Genomic DNA, 19,646 nt, shown 5'->3' on the forward strand with positions numbered 1-19,646 from the left:
GGGCGATCGTCTCGTCGCCCCGACTCCGATCGGTCACGATCCCGCAGCTTCTTCGATCCCGCGACGACAAGGAGCACCGCCATGCGTGCGCTCGGTGTGAACACCTGGATCTGGGCTTCCCCACTCACCGAAGGCGACCTTCTGCGACTCGCGCCCCGCATCCGTGAGTTCGGCGCGGACGTGGTCGAACTCCCGCTGGAGCAGCCCCATGACTGGAACCCGGTCAAGGTCCGCGAAATCCTGCTCGACCACGACCTGACCGCGGCCTCCGTCGCCGCCGTCATGCCCCCGGGCCGAGACCTCGTCGCCACCGACGCGGCCGGCCTGGGTCGTACCCGCGACTACCTGCGCCGCTGCGTCGACGCCGCCGCCGAGGTCGGCGCGCCCGTCGTCGCCGGCCCCATGTACGCGGCGGTCGGCCGCACCTGGCGCACGACCGAGGCCGAACGCGCCCGCATCCTCGACGAGTTCCGCGACGGCCTCGCCCCGATCGTCGAACACGCCCGCTCCGCCGGCGTCCTCCTGGCCGTCGAACCCCTCAACCGGTACGAGACCAGCGTGCTCAACACCGTCGCGCAAACCCTGGAAGCCATCGCCGAACTCCCCGCCGACGCCGTCGGCATCGCCCTGGACACCTACCACCAGAACATCGAGGAACACGACCTCGTCGGCGCCGTCCAAGCGGCGGCGGGCCGGATCGCGCACGTGCAGGTGTGCGCGAACGACCGCGGCACGCCGGGCACCGACCACCTCGACTGGCCCGGCTTCCTGACCGCCCTGGCGGCAGCCGGCCATCAGGGTCCGCTCTGCATCGAGTCGTTCACCGCGCACAACGCCTCGATCGCGGTGGCCGCCTCCATCTGGAGACCCCTCGCGGCCACCCAGGACACCATCGCCCGCGACGGCATCGCCTTCCTGCGCGCGACCCTCGCCGCGCTCTGACCCGTACGGCACCTCGCCCGGTCCGACCAACCGGCCACGGAAACCCTCGCACCGTCCCGCTCGCCCGCGACCCGCGCGGCACGAGCAGCGCACCCCTGTGCGAAACGAGGAGAACCCATGCGCTCGATCGGTCCACCCCGTCCCCTACCCGCCTCCCGATCCGTGCGATCACTCGGTGCCGTCCTCGCGATGGCCCTGGCCCTGTTCACCCTGACGCCCGTTCCCCAGGCCCAGGCACACGCCACGTTCCGCGCGCTGCTGTTCACCGAGGCCGTCGGCTACGTCCACGAGTCGATCCCGGCCGGCATCAAGATGTTCCAGGACGAGGCCGAGGCGAACCACTACGAGGTCGTGCAGTCCAACGACTCCGCCGTCTTCAACGACGCGAACCTCGCCGGCTTCGACGTCATCGTCATGCTGCAGAACTCGGGCATGGTCTGGGACACCGAGGCCCAGCGCCAAGCCCTGCAGAAGTACGTCCACTCCGGCAAGGGCATCGTGGCCCTGCACAACGCCACCGACATGGGCATCGACAACGAATTCCCGTGGTGGGACAACCTGGTCAACGGCGGCGCCCACATGCCCGCCCACTCGCCGGGGGTCCTGCCCGGCACCGCCAAGGTCGCCGACCGCGTGCACCCCTCGACCAAGGACCTGCCGGAGCGCTGGTCCCGCAGCGAGGAGTGGTACAACTTCGACAAGAACCCCCGGGGCAATGTGCACGTCCTGGTGACGGCGGACGAGAGCACCTACGACCCGGGCCCGTCCAGGATGGGCGCCGACCACCCGATCTCGTGGTGTCGCAACGCCGAGGGCGGCCGGGTCTGGGCCACGGCCATGGGCCACACCGCCTCCTCCTACGCGGAACCCGATCTGCGCAGGCACATCATCGGCGGCCTCAAGTGGGCGGCGGGCAACGTCCCCGGCGACTGCGGGCCGACGGTGTGGAGCAGTTTCGAGAAGGTCGCCCTCGACGAGAACACCGTCGATCCGATGCAGTTGGACGTGGCCCCGGACGGGCGGGTGTTCTACATCCAGCGCGCCGGCGAGGTGAAGGTCTACAAGCCGGACACGCACAGCACGGTCACCGCCGCCAGGCTCGACGTGTACACGGGCGGCGAGGACGGCCTCGTCGGCATGGTCCTGGATCCCGGCTTCGCACAGAACAAGTGGATCTACCTCTACCACTCGCCCAGGAACGCCGCCACGGACGTCAACCGACTCTCCCGGTTCACCGTCACCGGCGACACCATCGACCCCGCGAGCGAGAAGACCGTCATCGAGGTCCCCGCGTACCGCGACCGGACCTTCCCCGAACCCGGACACACCGGCGGCGCCCTCGACTTCGGCCCCGACGGCAGTCTCTACCTGGGCACCGGCGACGACACGCCGCCCAACCTCGATCCGGCGTGGCAGGGCTACGCACCCCTGGACTGGCGACCGGGCAAATCCATGCTCGACGCGGCGCGCACCGCGGGCAACACCAACGACCTGCGCGGCAAGATCCTGCGAATCAGGCCCGGGGCCGACGGCGGATACGACATCCCCACCGGGAACCTGTTCGCCCCGGGCACGGACAGGACCCGGCCCGAGATCTACGCGATGGGCTTCCGCAACCCCTTCCGCTTCCGCGTCGACCAGGGCACCGGCCGGCTGCACGTGGCCGACTACGGCCCCGACCGCGGCCTGCCCACCACCGACCGGGGCCCCGAGGGACTGGTCGAGTACAACGTCATCGCACAGCCCGGCAACTTCGGCTGGCCCTTCTGCCACGGCGACAACCAGCCCTACGCCCCCTACAACCCCGACAACGGCGCCGTGGGACCGAAGTTCGACTGCGCCGCCCCCACGAACCCCTCGCCCAACAACACCGGACTGACCCGGCTCCCGGCCGTGCAGATGCCGCAGATCTGGTACGGCTACGGCACCTCCCCCGAATTCCCCGAGATGGGCAACGGCGGCAGCGCGCCGATGGCCGGCCCCGTCTACCGCTACGACCCCAACAACCCCTCGCCCACGAAGTTCCCGGCCTACTACGACGGCGCCGGCTTCTTCTACGAATGGGCACGCGGCTTCATGCGGGAGATCCGCTTCGACGCGTCGAACAAGCTCCACAAGATCAACGACTTCCTGCCGACGGCGCAGCTCGCCAAGCCGATGGACATGACCTTCGGCCCCGACGGCTCGATGTACGTGCTCGACTGGGGCAGGGGTTTCGGCGGCGGGAACGACGACTCCGGTCTCTACCGCATCGACTACACGCAGGGCCGGCGCCAGCCGGTCGCCGTGGCCAAGGGAACGCCGACCAACGGCCCGGCACCGCTGACGGTCGCGTTCTCCAGCAACGGTACGCACGATCCGGGCAACATCCCGATCACCTACGCGTGGGACTTCGAGAGCGACGGCACCGTCGACTCCACCGACCCGAACCCCACCCACGTCTACACCGCCGTCGGCGCCTTCAACGCGCAACTGAAGGTCACCAACACCACCGGTGACACCGGCTTCGCCAACGTGTCCGTCACCGTGGGCAACACCGCGCCCACGATCAAGCTGGACCTCCCGGCCGACGGCAGCTTCATCGAATTCGGCGACCGCGTGCCCTACAAGGTCACGGTCACCGATCCCGAGGACGGAGCGATCGACTGCGCCGAGGTCGTCGTCAACCCCGCACTGGGACACGACGACCACGCGCACCACACCACCGACATCCCCGGCTGCGAAGGCACCATCGACACCGGCGACCTGGGCGGGCACCCCGAAGGCGCCAACCTCTACTACATCGTCAGTGCCAAGTACACCGACAAGGGCGCCTCCGGCGCACCCCCGCTGACCTCGCACACCCGCGCCATGCTCCACCCCCGGCACAAGCAGGCCGAGTACTTCACCGCACAGTCCGGGACCCGGCTGATCAACGAGCCGGGCGCGGAGAACGGCAAACGCCTCGGCGACATCAGCGACAACGACTGGATCATGTTCGACCCGGCGAACCTGGCCGGCACCAAGTCGCTTCGCTACCGGCTGTCCTCGCCCACGGGCGGCGGGTCCATCGAGTTGCGCGCGGACTCTCCCACCGGAACGCTTCTGGGCAGCACACCCGTACCGGCCACCGGCGGCTGGAACGACTACCGGATCACCCCCGGCGTGCCACTCACCGCGCTCGCCGGAACGCACAAGCTCTACGTGGTGTTCAAGACGCCGACGAACCACGCCTACGACCTGGACGCGGTCCTGTTCGATCCCGAGGTGGTCACCGGCGAAATCCAGGCGGGCCTGTACACCCTGACGGCCGAGCACAGCGGCAAGAACATGGCCGTGCAGGGGGCCTCGTCGGCCGAGTCCGCGCCGATCGTGCAACAGGCATCGGGCGCCGGCAAGGAACAGAAGTGGCAGGTCGACCCGGTCGGTGACGGCTCGTACACGATCAAGTCGGCGATCGACGGCAAGTGCCTGGAGGTCCCCGGCTGGTCCACCCAACTCGACGTGCAACTCGTGCAGTACACGTGCAACAACGGCGGCAACCAACACTGGAAGCCCACGGTGAGCGCCAGTGCCGGCACATTCGCGCTGGCCAACGTCACGAGCAAGCTGTGTGCGGACGTCGCCGGCGTCGACACGCAGGACGGCGCCAAGGTCGTGCAGTGGACCTGCAACGGCGCGGCCAACCAGAACTGGAGGTTCACCAGGGTCGCCACGGACGCCCAGGCACCGGTGACCAACGCGACGCCCGATCCGGCGCAGCCCACCGGCAAGGACGGTTGGTACACGGCGGCTCCCGTCAACGTGACGCTCGCCGGCGTCGACGAGGCGGGTGGGTCCGGGGTCGCATCCACCGAGTACGACCTGGACGGCGCCGGGTGGGCCGCGTACGACGGAACCCCGGTGAGCGTCAGCGGCGACGGCGAACACAAGCTTCGGTACCGCTCGAAGGACAAGGCGGGCAACACCGAGGAGGGCCGGGAACTGGTGGTCAAGGTCGACGCCACGGCTCCGTTGACCACGGCGGGATTCGCGGCGCCGGGAGACAGCGGCTGGCACCGGGGAGCGATACCCGTCACGCTGAGCGCCGTCGACGCGTCCTCGAAGATCGCGGGAATCGAATTCGCGCTGGACGGCGGCGCCTGGACGCCCTACTCGGACAGCCCGGTGTCGGTGTCCGGCGACGGGGAGCACGTGCTGCGCTACCGCGGTGTCGACCGGGCCGGACTCGTCGAGCCGGACAAGGCCGCGACGATCAAGATCGACGGGACCAAGCCCGTGCTGTTGGTCGCGGGGGTCGCCGACGGCGCGGTCTATGGCGACGCGCAGGACGTGCGGGTGAGTTGGGAGGCGATCGATCCGACCTCGGGTGTCAAGACGCTCGCGGGCACGCTCGACGCGAAGCCCTTCACCTCCGGCACCGTTCAACCGTTGTTCGCCCTGAGCCTGGGGCAGCACACGGTCGACGTCTCGGCGGCGGACAACGCGGGCAACACGACGACGACCGCGGTCCGCTTCACGGTGACCACGTCGATGCGCGACATGCAGAACCTCGTCGACCGTTTCCGCGGAACGGGATGGTTGTCCGCGACGGCCAGGACCAAGCTCACCCGACAGATCGAGAAGGCCCGGGTGGCCGAGGCGCAGGGCCGGGACGACCGGGCGATGGCCGAACTCGGCAAACTCAAGACCCTCGTCGCCGACCCGAAGGTGGTCCCGAACGTGGATGTGCGCACGGTGATCACCCGCGATGCGAATCGGGTGATCGCCGACATCGAAGGGTGATCGCCGCCTGAACAGGGCGTAATACCCTCAAAGCAGTAACGGTTCGCGATGACGCGCGCCGGCTCGCCCCGAAGTCGCGGCCCCGTTCCGACGGGGTCGCGGCCTTCGCGGTACCGTCGGCACAACTTTGTTATCGAAATGGAAAAAGTTGATGATGCGCCACGCGAACGACGGAAAACCAGGACAAAAGTCCAGTGCCGGTCACCACGTGCCCGTCACCCGTGACGACCCGGGGAAAGGCTCGGCTGCCTCGGCGGGATCGTCGCGGGACGTGGACGATGTGATCCCACCGGATCACGAGGGGGACGAGGCCATGGAAACGCAGTTCGGACCGGAGAACCGTCACCAGGCGCACCTGCTGGAGTTGTTGCGCGACCACGGGCCGCGGTCGCGGAGCGAACTCGGCGACGCCGTGCAGATCTCACGCTCCAAACTGGCCGTCGAGATCGATCGGCTCGTCGAATTGGGCCTGGTGGAGCCGGCCGGACTCGCGGCCTCGCGTGGCGGGCGACGCTCGGGCATCGTACGTATCGCATCCGCGACGCGGTTCGTCGGCGTCGACATCGGCGCGACGTCGATCGATGTCGCCGTCACCAACGGCGAATTGGAAGTGCTCGGCCATCTGACCGAGCCGTGCGACGTGCGCGGCGGCCCCGCGGCGGTGCTCGACCGGGTATTCGCGCTCGTCGACAAACTGCGCGAGGACGACCCGTTCCCACGAGTCCACGGAGTGGGCATCGGCGTCCCGGGACCGGTGAGCTTTCGTGAGGGCATGCCGGTGATCCCACCGATCATGCCCGGCTGGGACCGTTTCCCGATCCGGGATGTGGTCGGCCGACGACTGGACTGTCCCGTCCTGGTGGACAACGACGTGAACATCATGGCCCTGGGGGAACGCCACGCCGGCGTCGCCCGGTCGATCGACGATCTCCTGCTGGTCAAGATCGGTACGGGTATCGGGTGCGGCATCGTCGTCGGCGGCCGGATCTACCGAGGCGTCTCCGGCAGCGCCGGCGACATCGGCCACATCCGACTCGACGAGTCCGGACCGATGTGCGTGTGCGGCAACACCGGCTGCCTGGAGTCCTACTTCTCCGGCTGGGCCCTGGCCCGTGAGGCCGAAGCGGCGGCCGCGTCGGGCGCCTCTCCCTTCCTCGCCCGCAGGTCCGCCGAGAACGGGCCCCTCTCCGCCCGCGACGTCGGCGACGCGGTCACCGCCGGCGACCCCGGCGCGGTGACCATCGTGCGTGAGGGCGCCGCCCGACTCGGCCGGGTGATCGCCGCGCTCGTGAGCTTCTTCAACCCCGCGATGGTGATCATCGGGGGCGGTGTGGCCGGACTCGGCCACCCGCTGCTCGCCGAGATCCGCAGCGTCGTGTATCGCCAGTCGTTGCCCCTGGCGACGGAGAACCTGCCCATCGTGCTGTCCGAACTGGGCGGCGCCGCGGGCGTCGTCGGAGCGACACACCTGATCAGCGACCACGTCCTGACCATCGCGTGAGAACCCCGATCGCCGGACCGGCGCGGGCGGCGGGCCCGATCTCGGTACCCCGCCCCCGGCCCGGCCCGTCGCCGACGACAAGGAGCTCGCGCCGTTACGAGTCCAGCGCGCTGGGAGGCGCTTCGGGCAGCCGGAGGTGCAGGAGGCGTTGTACTCGAAGTGCCACGCCTCGTTGTCGTACATCCGGCACCAGCCGTACTTGCTGCCCTTGGCCTGGAGCCAGGCCTGGGCTCCTCGTAGGGAGCCCGGAGCCTTTCCTGGATCACCTCCCGCATTCGCCCCACCCGGTCGAAGCCGACGTGGGACAAGCCATTGCAACCGGATCGGTCCGACCGGCGTTCCCCTCGACCGTGCCCCGCCGACCGGCCGCATCCGCTTCGCCGAACGGCCGCTTCGGCGCGAACCGGTGGGGTCAGCCGATCCCGTCTCCGGTGGTCGTCGAGCCGTCCCCGCCGACACCGAGTTTCCCGGCCCAGGCCAACGCTCCCGCGTGCAGCGCGTCGTGGTCGTCGGTGCCCGCTCCCGGATCGGAGTTCATCAGCTCCGCGAGCACCGCGCCGTCCAGGTCGCGCGCGAGTACGCGGCCGAGGAAGCGCGCGTTGACCTCCCGGTCCCGGTAACCGCACTCGTCGAAGACCCCGGGCAACTCCTCGGCGTCGAGCACGCCGGGCGTGGCGTCGAAGGAGGCCGCCAGTCCGTCGTCCTGGACGAAGTCCGGATAGGACGCGCGTCCCCACGCGAGCGAGCCGGGTTCCCACCAGTAGAGGTAGCCCAGTTCGTAGCCGTCGATCAATGGCCGCAACATCTCGACCGGCAGCCAGGAAGGCGCGCCCGCCAACAGATCCACGGGCTCGTCCCCCGCATAGGTCGTATCGCTGCAGTCGACGTCCTGGCCGTACAGCAGGGCCCGCCCATCCGGTCGCAGCACCAGTGTCCACGCGCCGTTGGAGTGCCAGAACCCGAGTTCGCCCTCCTCGTGCGCATAGTTGGAGGGAAATCGGGGGCTCTTGGTGAGTGCGAGCAACACCGAGGCGGCGGCGCGCGTCCACAACTGCTCGGGAGCGTCGAGGTCTTCCGGAAGTCCGGGTCGATTCGCCATGTCCGCTCCCATCGTCGCGCGCTTGGCCGCCCACCGTATCCTCCGCACTCGGCGACCGGGGACGAGGTCCGATACGGCGCGCGCTTCACCGCCCTCCCCCACCGCCTCGGTCGAACCCTCGGAAGCCGTACACGGCCCGGGCGGTGGCGCCGAAGACGCGATCCCGCTCGGCGGCCGACAGGCCGACGCAGGTGCGCTCCGCGAGCGAGAGGACGTCGTCGTACGACGCCGCGAGTGTGCACACCGGCCAGTCCGAGCCGAACATGGTGCGTTCGGGGCCGAACATCTCCAACGCGTGGCGTGCGTAGGGAAGCACCTGTTCGACCGTCCACGCCCGCCAGTCGGCCTCGGTCACGATGCCGGACAGCTTGACCGCGACGTTGGGCAACGCGGCGATCTCGTGCAGCGCGGCGGCCCAGGGCTCCCAGGCACCGGCGCCCGCGCCGATATCGGGCTTGCCGATGTGGTCCAGCACGAAGGACTGTTCCGGATGCTCGCGGACGACTCGGCACGCGGCGGCCAACTGGGCCGGCTTGACGAGCAGGTCGTACACGATGCCGGCGCGCGTCAACGCGGCCAGTGCGCGGCCCACATCCGGTCGCAGCAGCCATCGGGGGTCCGGCTCGTCCTGTACCAGGTGCCGGATCCCGACCAGGCGCTCGCCACCCGGTCCGGCACGCAACTCGGCCACCCGATCGGCGACGTCGGGTGCGGTCAGGTCCACCCAGCCGACCACCGCGACGACCGGCGTGGTCGGATCGGCGGCCACGGCCAGGAGTTCGGCGCTCTCCGCGGTGTCCGTGACCGCCTGGACCGCGATGGTCGCGATCTCACCCGGGTTCGGTACGGCTGCCGCGAGTTCGGCCGACCCGAATCGACCGCGCAGCGGATCGGCCCAGGGACCGTCCATCCAGCCGTACTCGCGTTCGTCGGTATCCCACAGGTGGTGGTGCGCGTCGACTCGGACGGGAACCTTCACACCGCCTCCACACGAACGCGCGGCACGACGCCGCGCTCGGGGCGCGCGACACCGGGAGCTCCTGCACGCGGATCTTTCACGAAAACGCCACTCCCGATCTCGTAAATCTCCCACACCCGACCGTCATTCATCGGGTCAATCAAGACATTAAGCCCGAATTGCCGGAATTTCTGTGAACATTCCCTCGAATTGATAGGACCACTGAAACGTCATGATCGGTACGGTGTCAAGACTTGACGCCGCACCGCCCTCACGGGATACCTGTGATCCGACCACGTCGGACCCAGCGACGCGCCGTCGAATCACCACCGACACCAAGGAGTTCGAAGCCATGCGCGTAGCCCTGCACACCCGACTCGCAGCGGGCCGCGAGAGCGAGTACGAGCAAGCCCACCGCGAGGTACCGGAGCCCTTGATCGCGGCGATCAAGGCGGGCGGCGCCCACGAGTGGAACATCTGGCGCAGCGGCCGGGACCTGTTCCACCTGATCGAGTGCGACGACTACGCCGCACTGCTCGCGTCCCTTGCCGACTTGCCGGTCAACATCGAATGGCAGGCCCGGATGGGCGAGTTGACCGAGGTCGCGCACGACTACTCGGCCGAAGGGGCCGACGCGAGCCTGCCGCTGATCTGGAGCCTGTGACCTCACGACCGCGCCCCCGGTGGTGATTCCGGAGCCGGAGTCGCCACCGGGGGCGCGGTCGCGCACGAGCGACGCGCCCTGGGCGTTCGACGCGGCATACCTGAGCACGTGGCACCGTGCGGCGGGGCCCGTTTCCCCGGTGGGGAAACGGGCCCGTCGGCTCGCCCTGCCCCAGTGCGGGGCGAGTCGGTCTCAGGTCGCGGCGGCGAGGTCGGCCCACAGGGCCGCCGGGACGTCCCACTCTCCCATCGCGACCGTGTCGGCCGCCTCCTCCGGGCTGCGGGCGCCGACCAGGACGGTGGCGACCGCGGGGTGTGCCGCGGCGAAGCCGATCGCCGCGGCGCGCAGTGGCACGTCGTAGCCCGCGCAGATCGCCTTCAGCCGCAGCGCGCGGGCGAGCACGTCGGCGTCGGCCGGTGCGTAGTCGAAGTGGGCGCCGGGACGCGGGTCGGCGAGCAGACCGCTGTTGAACACCCCGCCCGCCAGTACCGAGACGCCGCGCTTCGCACAGTGGTCGAGCAACGGGCCGCCGCTGCGGTCGAGCAGGGTGTACCGGCCGGCGAGCAGTACGCAGTCCACGTCGGTTTCGGCGACGAATCGATCGAGCATCGCGGACTGGTTCATCCCGACCCCGATCGCGCCCACGACGCCCTGCTCGCGCAGTGCCACCAGGGCGGGCACGGCCTCGTGCGCGGCCTGCTCCCAGTGGTCGTCGGGGTCGTGCACGAGGGCGATGTCGATCCGGTCCAACCCCAGGCGTTCCAGGCTGGATTCGAGGCTGCGCCGCACGCCGTCGGCGGAGTAGTCGCGTACGCGGCGCCGGTGCGGCGTGTCGACGAACCCCTCCGCGGCGGTGGGCGCGGCCGGGTCGTCGACCAGGAGGCGGCCGACCTTGGTGGAGAGCGTGTACGCGTCGCGCGGGTATCCGCGCAGGGCGGCGCCGAGCCGCGTCTCGGACAGGCCCACGCCGTAGTGCGGGGCGGTGTCGAAGCAGCGGATCCCGGCCGCCCACGCGGCCTCGACGCTCGCGCGCGCCTGGGCGTCGGTGCCGGCCGTGTACAGGTTGCCGAACGCCGCCGCGCCCAGGCCGATCGAGGTCGCGACGACGCGCGTGTCGCCGATGCGATTGCTTTCCACGAACGATGCTCCTTGTCCGGTGGACGGGCGTGCGGCCGGGCAGGCGAAGTGGACGCTTCGCCTGCCCGGACTCCACGATCCCGGCGTCTTCGCGATGGGGCGTTACTCCGGCCGCAGCCGCAGGCCCTGCATGCCGCCGTCGACGGCGAGCGAGGTGCCGGTGGTGGAGGCGGCCAGGGGACTCGCCAGCGAGCAGATCGCGAACGCGACCTCGTCGGCGCCGACGAGCCGACCCATCGGCTGGCGCGCGGCCAGGGCCGCCCGCTCGCGTGCGGGGTCGTCGGCCGCGTCCAGCAGTCGGCCGACCCAGGGCGTGTCGGCGGTACCGGGATTGACGCAGTTCACCCGGATGCCTTCCCGCACGTGGTCGGCCGCCATCGCGAGGGTGAGCGCCAGCACCGCACCCTTGGAGGCGGAGTACAGCGCGCGTTGCGGCAGACCCGCGGTCGCGGCGATCGAGCAGGTGTTGACGACGGCCGCGTGTGCGGATACGCGCAGGTACGGCAGCGCGGCGCGGGTGACCCGGACCAGGCCGACGACGTTGACGTCCAGCACCCGGTGCCACTCGGCGTCGTCGTTGTCGGCGACGGTGCCGGCCGCGCCGATGCCGGCGTTGTTGACCACGATGTCCAGGCCGCCGAGGAGTTCGGCGGCGGCCCGGACGGCCGCGGTGACCGAGGCGTCGTCGGTGACGTCGGCGGTGAACGCGGGCAGTTCCCGGTCACCGGCGAGGGCGGCGGGGTCGCGGTCGAGTATCGCCACGCGCGCGCCGCGGGCGGTCAGCATCCGGGCGGTGGCCAGGCCGATCCCGGACGCGCCGCCGGTGACCAGGGCGGTGCGGCCGGCGAAGTCCCCGGACGGGGTGGAAACCGGTGCGGGCGGGTTGCTCACGCGGACACCTCCACGGGAAGCGCCTGTGCGGCGCGGTCGGCGACCCAGAACTCGCCGTCGGGGTGGCGGAATCGGGCGATCGAGGCGGGTTTCATGGTCGCGGAGAAGCCGGGCCCGGTAGGCGCCCGGTAGTTCCCGTCGACGATCACGACCGGGTCGACGAAATGCTCGTGCAGGTGGTCGACGTACTCGATGACCCGGTCGTCGATCCGACCGCTGACCGCGACGTAGTCGAACATCGACAGGTGCTGGACGAGTTCGCACAGGCCCACGCCGCCGGCGTGCGGGCACACCGGGACGTCGAATTTGGCGGCGAGCAGCAGGATCGCGATGTTCTCGTTGACGCCGCCGACCCGGCAGGCGTCGATCTGCACGAAGTCGATCGCCTGCGCCTGGAGCAGTTGCTTGAAGACGATCCGGTTCTGCACGTGCTCGCCGGTGGCGACCTTGACCGGGGCGATCGCCTTGCGGATCGCCGCGTGCCCCAACACCTCGTCCGGGCTGGTGGGTTCCTCGATCCAGTGCGGGTCGAACTCGGCGAGCGAGCGCATCCGATCGATCGCCTCGTCGACCTCCCAGCGCTGGTTGGCGTCCACCGCGATGCGGATGTCCGGGCCGACGCTCTCCCGGGCGATCCGGCAGCGGCGGATGTCGTCGGCCGGGTCGGCGCCGACCTTGAGCTTGATCTGGGTGAAGCCTTCGGCGACGGCCTCGCGGCACAACCGGGCGAGTTTGTCGTCGTCGTAGCCCAGCCATCCGGGCGAGGTCGTGTACGCGGGATACCCGTCGCGGCGCAGCGCCCGGGCGCGTTCGGCGCGGGTGGGTTCGGCGCGGCGCAGGATCTCCAGCGCGTCCTCGCGGGTGAGCGCGTCGCCGAGGTAGCGGAAGTCGACGAGGTCGACGATCTGTTCCGGCGTCAGGTCGGCGAGCAGCTGCCACAGGGGTTTGCCGGCACGCTTGGCCTTGAGGTCCCACGCGGCGTTGACGACGGCGGAGATGGCCATGTGCATGATGCCCTTCTCCGGGCCCAGCCAGCGGAACTGGCTGTCGCCGACCAGGGACCGGGAGAACGCGCCGAGGTCGTCGAGCAGGTCGTCGAGCGGGCGGCCGACCACGTGGGGGCGCAGCGCGTCGATCGCGGCGACCTGTACGTCGTTGCCGCGGCCGATCGTGAAGGAGAAGCCGTGGCCCTCGTGGCCGTCGCCGGCGTCGGTGCGGAGCACGACGTAGGCCGCCGAGTAGTCGGGGTCCGGGTTCATCGCGTCGGACCCGTCGAGTTCCCGGGAGGTCGGGAAGCGGATGTCGGCCGTCGCGAGCTCGGTGACGACGTGTGGGGTCCGTGGCGTGGGCCGGGTGGGCCGGCTCACGCCGTTCGGGTGCTGCGGGGTCACGTGTGGCTCCTCGGTTCTCGGCCGTGCGGCCCGGCCGCCGCGAACGGGATGGGTTCCCTGGAACGGGTTCCCGGTGGTGGGCTCCCGGTGGCGGGTGTCCGGGGCGGGCGTGGCTCTGACGCTCCAGACATCCGATGTATATCGCGACTGGCGTCCGCCCGTCCAGCATTCCTCCGATCAATACTTGACTTCTGTTCGGCCATTGACCGTAATCGACTTGTTTTGTCGCCTCATCTGACATATACATCGGATGACTAGTCGGTCGACTGCTGGTCGGCCGCCCCAGACGAACGACACGTTCGAGATGCCAGAGGAGATCGCTGTGAAGCTAGTCCGCGTGGGCGCGCCCGGTTGTGAACGCCCGGCCGTGCTGGACCGGGGTGGGGTCCTGCGCGACCTGTCGGGCGTGGTCGGCGACATCGACGCGGCGTTGCTCGCGGATCTCTCGGTACTGCCGGATCCGGCGTCGTTGCCGGTGCTCGACGCGCCCGCCGGCGTACGGTTCGGGCCGCCGCTCGCCCGCCCCGGCAAGATCGTGTGCGTCGGGTTGAACTACCACGACCACGCGCGCGAGACCGGCGCGGAGACACCCGCCGAACCGATCGTGTTCATGAAGGCTCCCGACACGGTGGTCGGTCCCGACGACACGGTGCTGGTGCCGCGCGCGTCGAGGGCCACCGACTGGGAGGTCGAGCTCGCGGTGGTGATCGGCCGTACCGCCGCGTATCTGACCGCGGATCAGGATCCGTTGGGGTATGTGGCCGGCTACGCGATCAGCCACGACGTCTCCGAGCGCGACTTCCAACTCCTGCGCGGCGGCCAGTGGGACAAGGGCAAGAACTGCGCGACGTTCAATCCGCTGGGCCCATGGCTGGTCACCGCCGACGAGGTGCCCGACCCCCAGGCCCTCGCGCTGACCCTGAGCGTGAACGGCACGCTCCGGCAGAACGGGTCGACGGCCGACATGATCTTCCCTGTCGCGTTCCTGGTCGCGTACCTGTCGCAGTTCATGACGCTGTACCCGGGCGATGTGATCAACACCGGGACTCCCGCGGGTGTCGCCCTGGGGCAGCCCGATCCCAAGCCGTACCTGCGCGCCGGCGACACCGTCGAGTTGGCCGTCACCGGGCTGGGCACGCAGCGACAGACCTTCGCCGACGCCTGATCCCTCGGAGGTGTCGCGCCCGCCGGGTCCGTCCGGCGGGCCGTGCGGCCCGCGGGGTGTGCGGGTTGTCCCGTGCGTGTGCGGCGGGTCCGGCGCGTCGGCGGGTGTGCGCGGCCGCCCGGCCCGTCGAACGCCCGCGCGGCCCGTCGACGCGTCATGCCATCTTGCGCAGCCACTGCTCGACACCCGCGATGTGCGCCGTCGACCACGCACGTGCCGCCTCCGCGTCGCCGCTCTCCAACGCGTCCACGATCGCCTGGTGTTCGCGCACCGTCTGCGCCCACGAATCGCCCTGGGTCAGCCCGCGCCAGACCCGGGCGCGCATGGTGGGGCTGGAGAGCGAGTCCAGCAGCGAGCACAGCACCACGTTGCCGCTGAAGCCGGCGATCGCCTGGTGGAAGCGCAGATCCTGGTCGATCAGCTGCTCGGGCGTCGGGTGCGGATCGTCCACCTGTGCCAGGGCGCGCAACTCGGCGATCCCGGCGTCGTCGACGCGTTCCGCCGCCAGCGCGGTGGCGGCCGGCTCCAGGATCCGACGGACCTGGAGGAAGTCGAGCACGCTCTTGTCGTGGTGGAAGTCCACGACGAACGCGATCGCGCCCATGAGCAGCCCCGGTTCCAGGCTGGTCACGTAGGTACCGTCGCCCTGCCGCACGTCCAGGATCTGGATCAGCGACAGCGCCTTGACCGCCTCGCGCAACGAGTTGCGCGAGAGCCCCAGCTTCGTGGCCAGGTCGGCTTCCTTGGGAAGCTTGTCGCCGGGCTTGAGTTCCCCGGAGACGATCATCTCCTTGATCCTGTCGATGGCTTCGTCCGTCACAGCCACGCCGATGATCCTTCCAGAGGTCCGATGACTACCAGTATGACGGGCCCGGGATCAAGAAGACAGCGCGTCCGGATCTCAGCGCGCCGAGTACTCCCCCGCGCACCCGCGCCCTGGGTCACGCCGGGTTCGGCGCTGGGCTGATCCGCCGCACCATCGGTGCGGGCACAGCGGCTCGAACATGCGGTAGCGGCAGGCTCGACAGGTCCTCGACGGCGCACGCGTCACCGTCCCCGCCGAGCCGGGCACACGTGCCGTCCGCGGCGACCACGAGCGGCGGCAACACGGGCATCCCGCTCCGGGACGATCCGGCAAGGTCACGTAAAGGTCACCGTCGCGCGCGCCACGGCGCCCCCGCAGGCCCTCAGCCGTCCGATCTTCCGCGACGCGCCAGGAACGAATCCCGTACACGGCGTGACCGTTGCCCGCCGGCCATACCCCATCTCGCGCGACCGCGTCCTGATTCCGGCGAGACCCGACCGGTCGGGCGAGGCCGATGCCAGGTCGTCTCGCCGGCGACGGTGGGTACCACCGAGCGGCGCGCGTCGTTCGCGAGCGGCACGGCACGGAGGCGTTCGCGGCCTCTCCCTCCCCCTTGTCGCGCGGCTCCCGGATGGGGCGCGACGGTGGGAATGGCCGGCGGAACGCGCCTTGTCCTGCAGGGCGTCGCGCTCGACGTCGCCGAGGGCGAGGTCCTCGGTGTAGTTGATCGATGCGCCCGTCATGTACGAGAACTCCGCGGCGGCGATCTCGGTGGCAGGAGGGGTTGGCCAACGTCGCCCGGCACGGCGGGTCGGATCCGACCGTCCGGGTCGTCGTCGGGCCCGACCCCTCGGGCGCCACCCGGGTGGAGATCGCGAACCACGGCGGGAAGGCACCGAGCGGGGCCCGGGACGGCGGGTCCCGGCCGGATCAGGGACTGGGTCTCGTCGGGCTGCGCGAGCGGATGACCCTGCTCGGCGGTACGTTGCACGCCGGCCCCGATCCCGGGTCCGACCCGACGGCCGAGGTGGGCCGGCTGCTCGTGGCCACGTTGCCGGCCGGTCCCGCCGACCGCTTCCCGGCCGCCTCGGTCGAAGCGGGGGCGGCCCGATGATCCGGCTCCTGATCGTCGACGATCAACGACTCGTCCGCTCGGGCCTGCGCATGCTGTGCGCGCCGGCCGACGACCTGGAGGTGGTCGCGGAGGCCGGAAACGGCCAGGAGGCCACCCGGCTCGCCGCGCGCCTGCGTCCCGACGTCGTCCTGATGGACCTGCACATGCCCGGCATCGACGGCGCCGAGGCCACCCGCCGGATCCTGGCCGAGCGGCCGACGACCAAGGTGGTGGTGCTCACCACGTTCGACGACGACGATCACCTCTACCCCGCGCCGACCGCCGGCGCCTGCGGCTTCCTGGCCAAGGACGTCGCCCCGGAGGAGCTCCTGGACGCGATCCGCCGCGCGGCCGCCGGGAATTCGCTCGGCAGCCCGGCGACGCTGCGCCGCGTGGTCGCCCGGGCCGTCGCGGCCGAGACCACGCCGGACCCGCAGGCGCCGACCGAGGGGACGCGGCTGACCAGGCGCGAGATCGAGGTGCTCACCCTGGTGGGCCACGGTCTCTCCAACCCGGAGATCGCCGACCGCCTCCACGTGGGCGTGACGACGGTCAAGTCCCACTTGGCCACCATGATGGGCAAGACCGGGACGAACAACCGTGTACGCCTGGCCGTCCTGGCCGCACGCATGGGCCTGCTCACGGAGTGACGCCCGCCGACCGGCAGGCGGCGCGGGCCCGTTGCCAACGACGCGGGACACGCGACGGGCCAGGCGCAGGCGTCCGGTCACGGAGACCGCGCCTGCCCCAACCCATCGATCACGTGCCCCAACGCCCCGGCCACAGCCGCGACGGGTACTGGGTGACGCGCTGAGGTGCCGGATGCCCAGGGCGGGCAGGAGTTGAGTCAACGGTCGACCAGCCGTGGACGCGGGGCCTCACCCGTGGATTCCGCGTCGGTGTCGTCGGTGCCGACCGGGCCGCGGGGAAGCATCCGGTCCAGCCACTTCGGCAGCCACCAGTTGGCCCGGCCGAGGAGTGTCATGGTCGCCGGTACCAGCACCATGCGTACGACCGTGGCGTCGATGAAGATCGCGGTGGCCAGGCCGAGCCCGAACATTTTGATGGAGGGGTCGTCGGCGACGGCGAAGGACGTGAAGACCGCCACCATGATGAGGGCGGCCGAGGTGATGATCCGGGCGGTGCCCGAGACGCCCTCGACGATCGCCGTGCCGTTGTCGCCGGTGCGCAGGTACTCCTCGCGTACGCGGGAGAGGAGGAACACCTCGTAGTCCATCGACAGGCCGAACAGGATGGCGAAGAGGAACATCGGGATGAACGACACGATCGGAACCGTCGCTTCCAGCCCGATGAGTGCGCCTCCCCAGCCCCACTGGAAGACCGCGACCATGATGCCGTAGGCCGCGCCGATGCTCAGCAGATTCAGCAGTACCGCCTTGAGCGGTACGAGTATCGAGCGGAAGACCAGCATCAGCAGCAGGAACGACATCGCCAGCACGGCGGCGACGAACATCGGCAGGCGTTGGCTGGTGCGTTGGCCCACATCGGACAGGCTCGCGGTGGCGCCGCCGATGTGGGCCCTGGCCGGGCCGTGCCCGATCGCCGTGGGCAGCACGTCGGTGCGCAGCCGGGCGATGGTGTCGGCCGTGGCCTTGTCCTGAGGGCTGGTGGTCGGGAACACCACGAGGGTCGCGATGCCGGTGGCCCGATCGATGTGCGTCGGCGCGACGGCTGCGATGCCCGGATCCGCCGCGACCGTTGCGACGAGTCGGTCCAGCACTCCCGGATCACCGGTGGGGTCCGCGGCGATGACGAGGGGACCGTTGGTGCCCGGGCCGAACCCCTCGGCGACGAGGTCGTAGGCCCGGCGCTCGGTACGGCTGTGCGGCAGTGAGCCGTCGTCGGGCAGGCCGACGCGCAGGCCGAGCACGGGCAGCGTCGCGGTCAGCAGCAGCCCCGCCGCGCCGACCGCGTACGGCACCGGGTGCCGGCTGACGTGCCCGATCCAGCGACGCCACCCGGCGGCGTGGGCGGTGCCTGCCGCCGGGCCCCGCCGCCGTGCGAGTCGGCCCGGCTTCCAGGTCTGCAGAGCCCGGCCGATCCGGCCGGCCCGGGCCAGGCGTGGGCCGGCGGCGCCGAGGAAGGCCGGCAGCAGCGTCACCGACGCGAGCACCATGGTCAGGACGACGATCGAGACGGCGAGCCCGCCCACCGTCATGAACGGTACGTTCGCGACCGCCATGCCGAGGATCGATACGACGACGGTGCCGCCGGCGAAGACCACGGGCCTCCCCGCCGTGGCCACCGCTCGCCCCGCCGCCTCGCGGGGATCGAGCCCGCGCGCGAGGTACTCCCGGTGCCTGGCGAGCACGAACAGCGCGTAGTCGATGCCCACTCCGAGCCCGACCATGCTGCCCAGGACAGGGGCGAAGGTCGGGACGTCCGTCACCCCCGCCAGTACCGTCATCGCGGCAACCCCGACGGTCAGCCCGAAGACCGCCATGCCGATCGGCAGCGCGGCGGCGACGAGCGAACCGAACGCCAGGAACAGGATCGCGGCCGCGGCGAGGATGCCGATCAGCTCGCTTGTGCCGCCGTTGGGGTCGGAGAAGGCGTAGAAGAGGTTCCCGCCCATCTCGATGCGCAGGGGCAGTTCGGCGCGCAGCCGGTCGCCGAGATCGACGAGGGCGTCGAGGTCTTCGGCCGACAGCCGGCTCTGGTCGGGGTACTGCACCCGGACGACCGCGATCCGCCCGTCGGCCGAGACAAGGCCGTCGCGCACGGTGGTGTCCCCGCCTGCGTCGAGTGCCCCCGCCGGGTCGCTCGTGCCGAGCACGTGCGGCAGCCGCCGCACCTCGGTCTGCAGCCGAGTGAGAGCGGTGCGCGCGCTGCCGTGGTCGAAGAACGTCGCACCGCCGTCGAGGGGGGTGACGACCACTTGGGCGGTCATCCCCTCCTGGCCGGTGCCGGCCCGCTCGATCAGTTGCGCGGCCCGTTGGGAGTCCAGGCCCGGAGCGGTCATCGAATCCGCGGTCCGCCCGCCGATGGCGATCGCGGCGAGGACGGCAAGCGTGGCGGCAATCAGCCACGCCGCGATCACCCGCCACGGATGGCGCGCGGCGCTTGCGCCCAGGCGCAACAGGGCTTTCGAGAGCATCGGTTCCTCCAACCACCGCGGCGGCCGTCCGTGTACGGCCGCCGATGCCGAGGTTCGTCGCCACGGCGCTCCGCGGCATCGGCTCGCGGGCCGCGGA

General features: G+C 70.8%; 14 protein-coding genes and 1 pseudogene. 8 read left to right on the plus strand and 7 right to left on the minus strand.

What is annotated here, in order from left to right; genetic code table 11:
- The first annotated feature begins 81 nt into the window (after positions 1–81).
- The 4 genes and pseudogenes from ACIBSV_RS40955 (at position 82) to ACIBSV_RS40970 (ending at position 7,207) form a co-directional block, all read left to right on the plus strand.
- A complete protein-coding gene (locus ACIBSV_RS40955; RefSeq protein WP_395872430.1) occupies positions 82–942 on the plus strand; it encodes a sugar phosphate isomerase/epimerase family protein in 861 nt (286 codons plus the stop codon).
- Positions 943–1,131: 189 nt separating this feature from the next.
- A pseudogene (locus ACIBSV_RS40960) lies at positions 1,132–4,632 on the plus strand (ThuA domain-containing protein); the annotation flags it as partial.
- 93 nt (positions 4,633–4,725) lie between these two features.
- A complete protein-coding gene (locus ACIBSV_RS40965; RefSeq protein WP_395872561.1) occupies positions 4,726–5,706 on the plus strand; it encodes an OmpL47-type beta-barrel domain-containing protein in 981 nt (326 codons plus the stop codon).
- Between the two features lie 313 nt (positions 5,707–6,019).
- A complete protein-coding gene (locus tag ACIBSV_RS40970) occupies positions 6,020–7,207 on the plus strand; it encodes an ROK family protein (protein ID WP_395872431.1) in 1,188 nt (395 codons plus the stop codon).
- A 412-nt stretch (positions 7,208–7,619) separates the two neighbouring features.
- Here the strand turns inward: ACIBSV_RS40970 and ACIBSV_RS40975 are convergent, their stop codons facing one another.
- Positions 7,620–8,306, minus strand: a complete 687-nt coding sequence (locus ACIBSV_RS40975) for a hypothetical protein (protein ID WP_395872433.1) — start codon at positions 8,304–8,306, stop codon at positions 7,620–7,622.
- A gap of 85 nt (positions 8,307–8,391) precedes the next feature.
- Complete coding sequence (locus ACIBSV_RS40980; RefSeq protein ID WP_395872435.1) at positions 8,392–9,285, minus strand: amidohydrolase family protein; 894 nt, start codon at positions 9,283–9,285, stop codon at positions 8,392–8,394.
- A 331-nt stretch (positions 9,286–9,616) separates the two neighbouring features.
- Between ACIBSV_RS40980 and ACIBSV_RS40985 the strand changes: the two genes are divergently transcribed.
- Positions 9,617–9,928: an L-rhamnose mutarotase gene (locus tag ACIBSV_RS40985; protein WP_395872436.1), complete on the plus strand. Its 312-nt coding sequence runs from the start codon at positions 9,617–9,619 to the stop codon at positions 9,926–9,928.
- 192 nt (positions 9,929–10,120) lie between these two features.
- Here ACIBSV_RS40985 and ACIBSV_RS40990 read toward each other — a convergent pair whose 3' ends face one another.
- From ACIBSV_RS40990 to ACIBSV_RS41000, 3 genes are all read right to left on the minus strand, one after another.
- Positions 10,121–11,065: an aldo/keto reductase gene (locus tag ACIBSV_RS40990; protein WP_395872438.1), complete on the minus strand. Its 945-nt coding sequence runs from the start codon at positions 11,063–11,065 to the stop codon at positions 10,121–10,123.
- A 102-nt stretch (positions 11,066–11,167) separates the two neighbouring features.
- Positions 11,168–11,956 (minus strand): SDR family NAD(P)-dependent oxidoreductase, encoded by a 789-nt coding sequence (locus ACIBSV_RS40995; protein ID WP_395872440.1) that lies wholly within the window; start codon positions 11,954–11,956, stop codon positions 11,168–11,170.
- Complete coding sequence (locus ACIBSV_RS41000) at positions 11,953–13,347, minus strand: L-fuconate dehydratase (RefSeq protein ID WP_395872442.1); 1,395 nt, start codon at positions 13,345–13,347, stop codon at positions 11,953–11,955. Before ACIBSV_RS41000 ends, ACIBSV_RS40995 begins: the two co-directional genes overlap by 4 nt.
- A 322-nt stretch (positions 13,348–13,669) precedes the next feature.
- Here ACIBSV_RS41000 and ACIBSV_RS41005 point away from each other — a divergent pair, with 322 nt between their 5' ends.
- Positions 13,670–14,512 carry a fumarylacetoacetate hydrolase family protein gene (locus ACIBSV_RS41005; RefSeq protein WP_395872444.1) on the plus strand — a complete coding sequence of 281 codons (843 nt, stop codon included), beginning with the start codon at positions 13,670–13,672 and terminating at the stop codon, positions 14,510–14,512.
- 154 nt (positions 14,513–14,666) lie between these two features.
- Here ACIBSV_RS41005 and ACIBSV_RS41010 read toward each other — a convergent pair whose 3' ends face one another.
- Positions 14,667–15,338, minus strand: coding sequence for a FadR/GntR family transcriptional regulator (locus ACIBSV_RS41010; RefSeq protein WP_395872446.1), 672 nt, complete (start codon positions 15,336–15,338; stop codon positions 14,667–14,669).
- A gap of 763 nt (positions 15,339–16,101) precedes the next feature.
- Here ACIBSV_RS41010 and ACIBSV_RS41015 point away from each other — a divergent pair.
- Both ACIBSV_RS41015 and ACIBSV_RS41020 read left to right on the plus strand, forming a co-directional pair.
- A complete protein-coding gene (locus ACIBSV_RS41015) occupies positions 16,102–16,431 on the plus strand; it encodes a hypothetical protein (RefSeq protein WP_395872448.1) in 330 nt (109 codons plus the stop codon).
- Complete coding sequence (locus tag ACIBSV_RS41020) at positions 16,428–17,081, plus strand: response regulator (protein ID WP_395872450.1); 654 nt, start codon at positions 16,428–16,430, stop codon at positions 17,079–17,081. Before ACIBSV_RS41015 ends, ACIBSV_RS41020 begins: the two co-directional genes overlap by 4 nt.
- A 197-nt stretch (positions 17,082–17,278) precedes the next feature.
- On the opposite strand, the gene ACIBSV_RS41025 is transcribed toward ACIBSV_RS41020, so the two are convergent.
- Positions 17,279–19,549: an MMPL family transporter gene (locus tag ACIBSV_RS41025; protein WP_395872452.1), complete on the minus strand. Its 2,271-nt coding sequence runs from the start codon at positions 19,547–19,549 to the stop codon at positions 17,279–17,281.
- Between the last annotated feature and the right edge of the window lie 97 nt (positions 19,550–19,646).

Origin of the sequence: Embleya sp. NPDC050154 (assembly GCF_044460165.1) — a bacterium.
Taxonomy (GTDB): Bacteria; Actinomycetota; Actinomycetes; order Streptomycetales; family Streptomycetaceae; genus Embleya.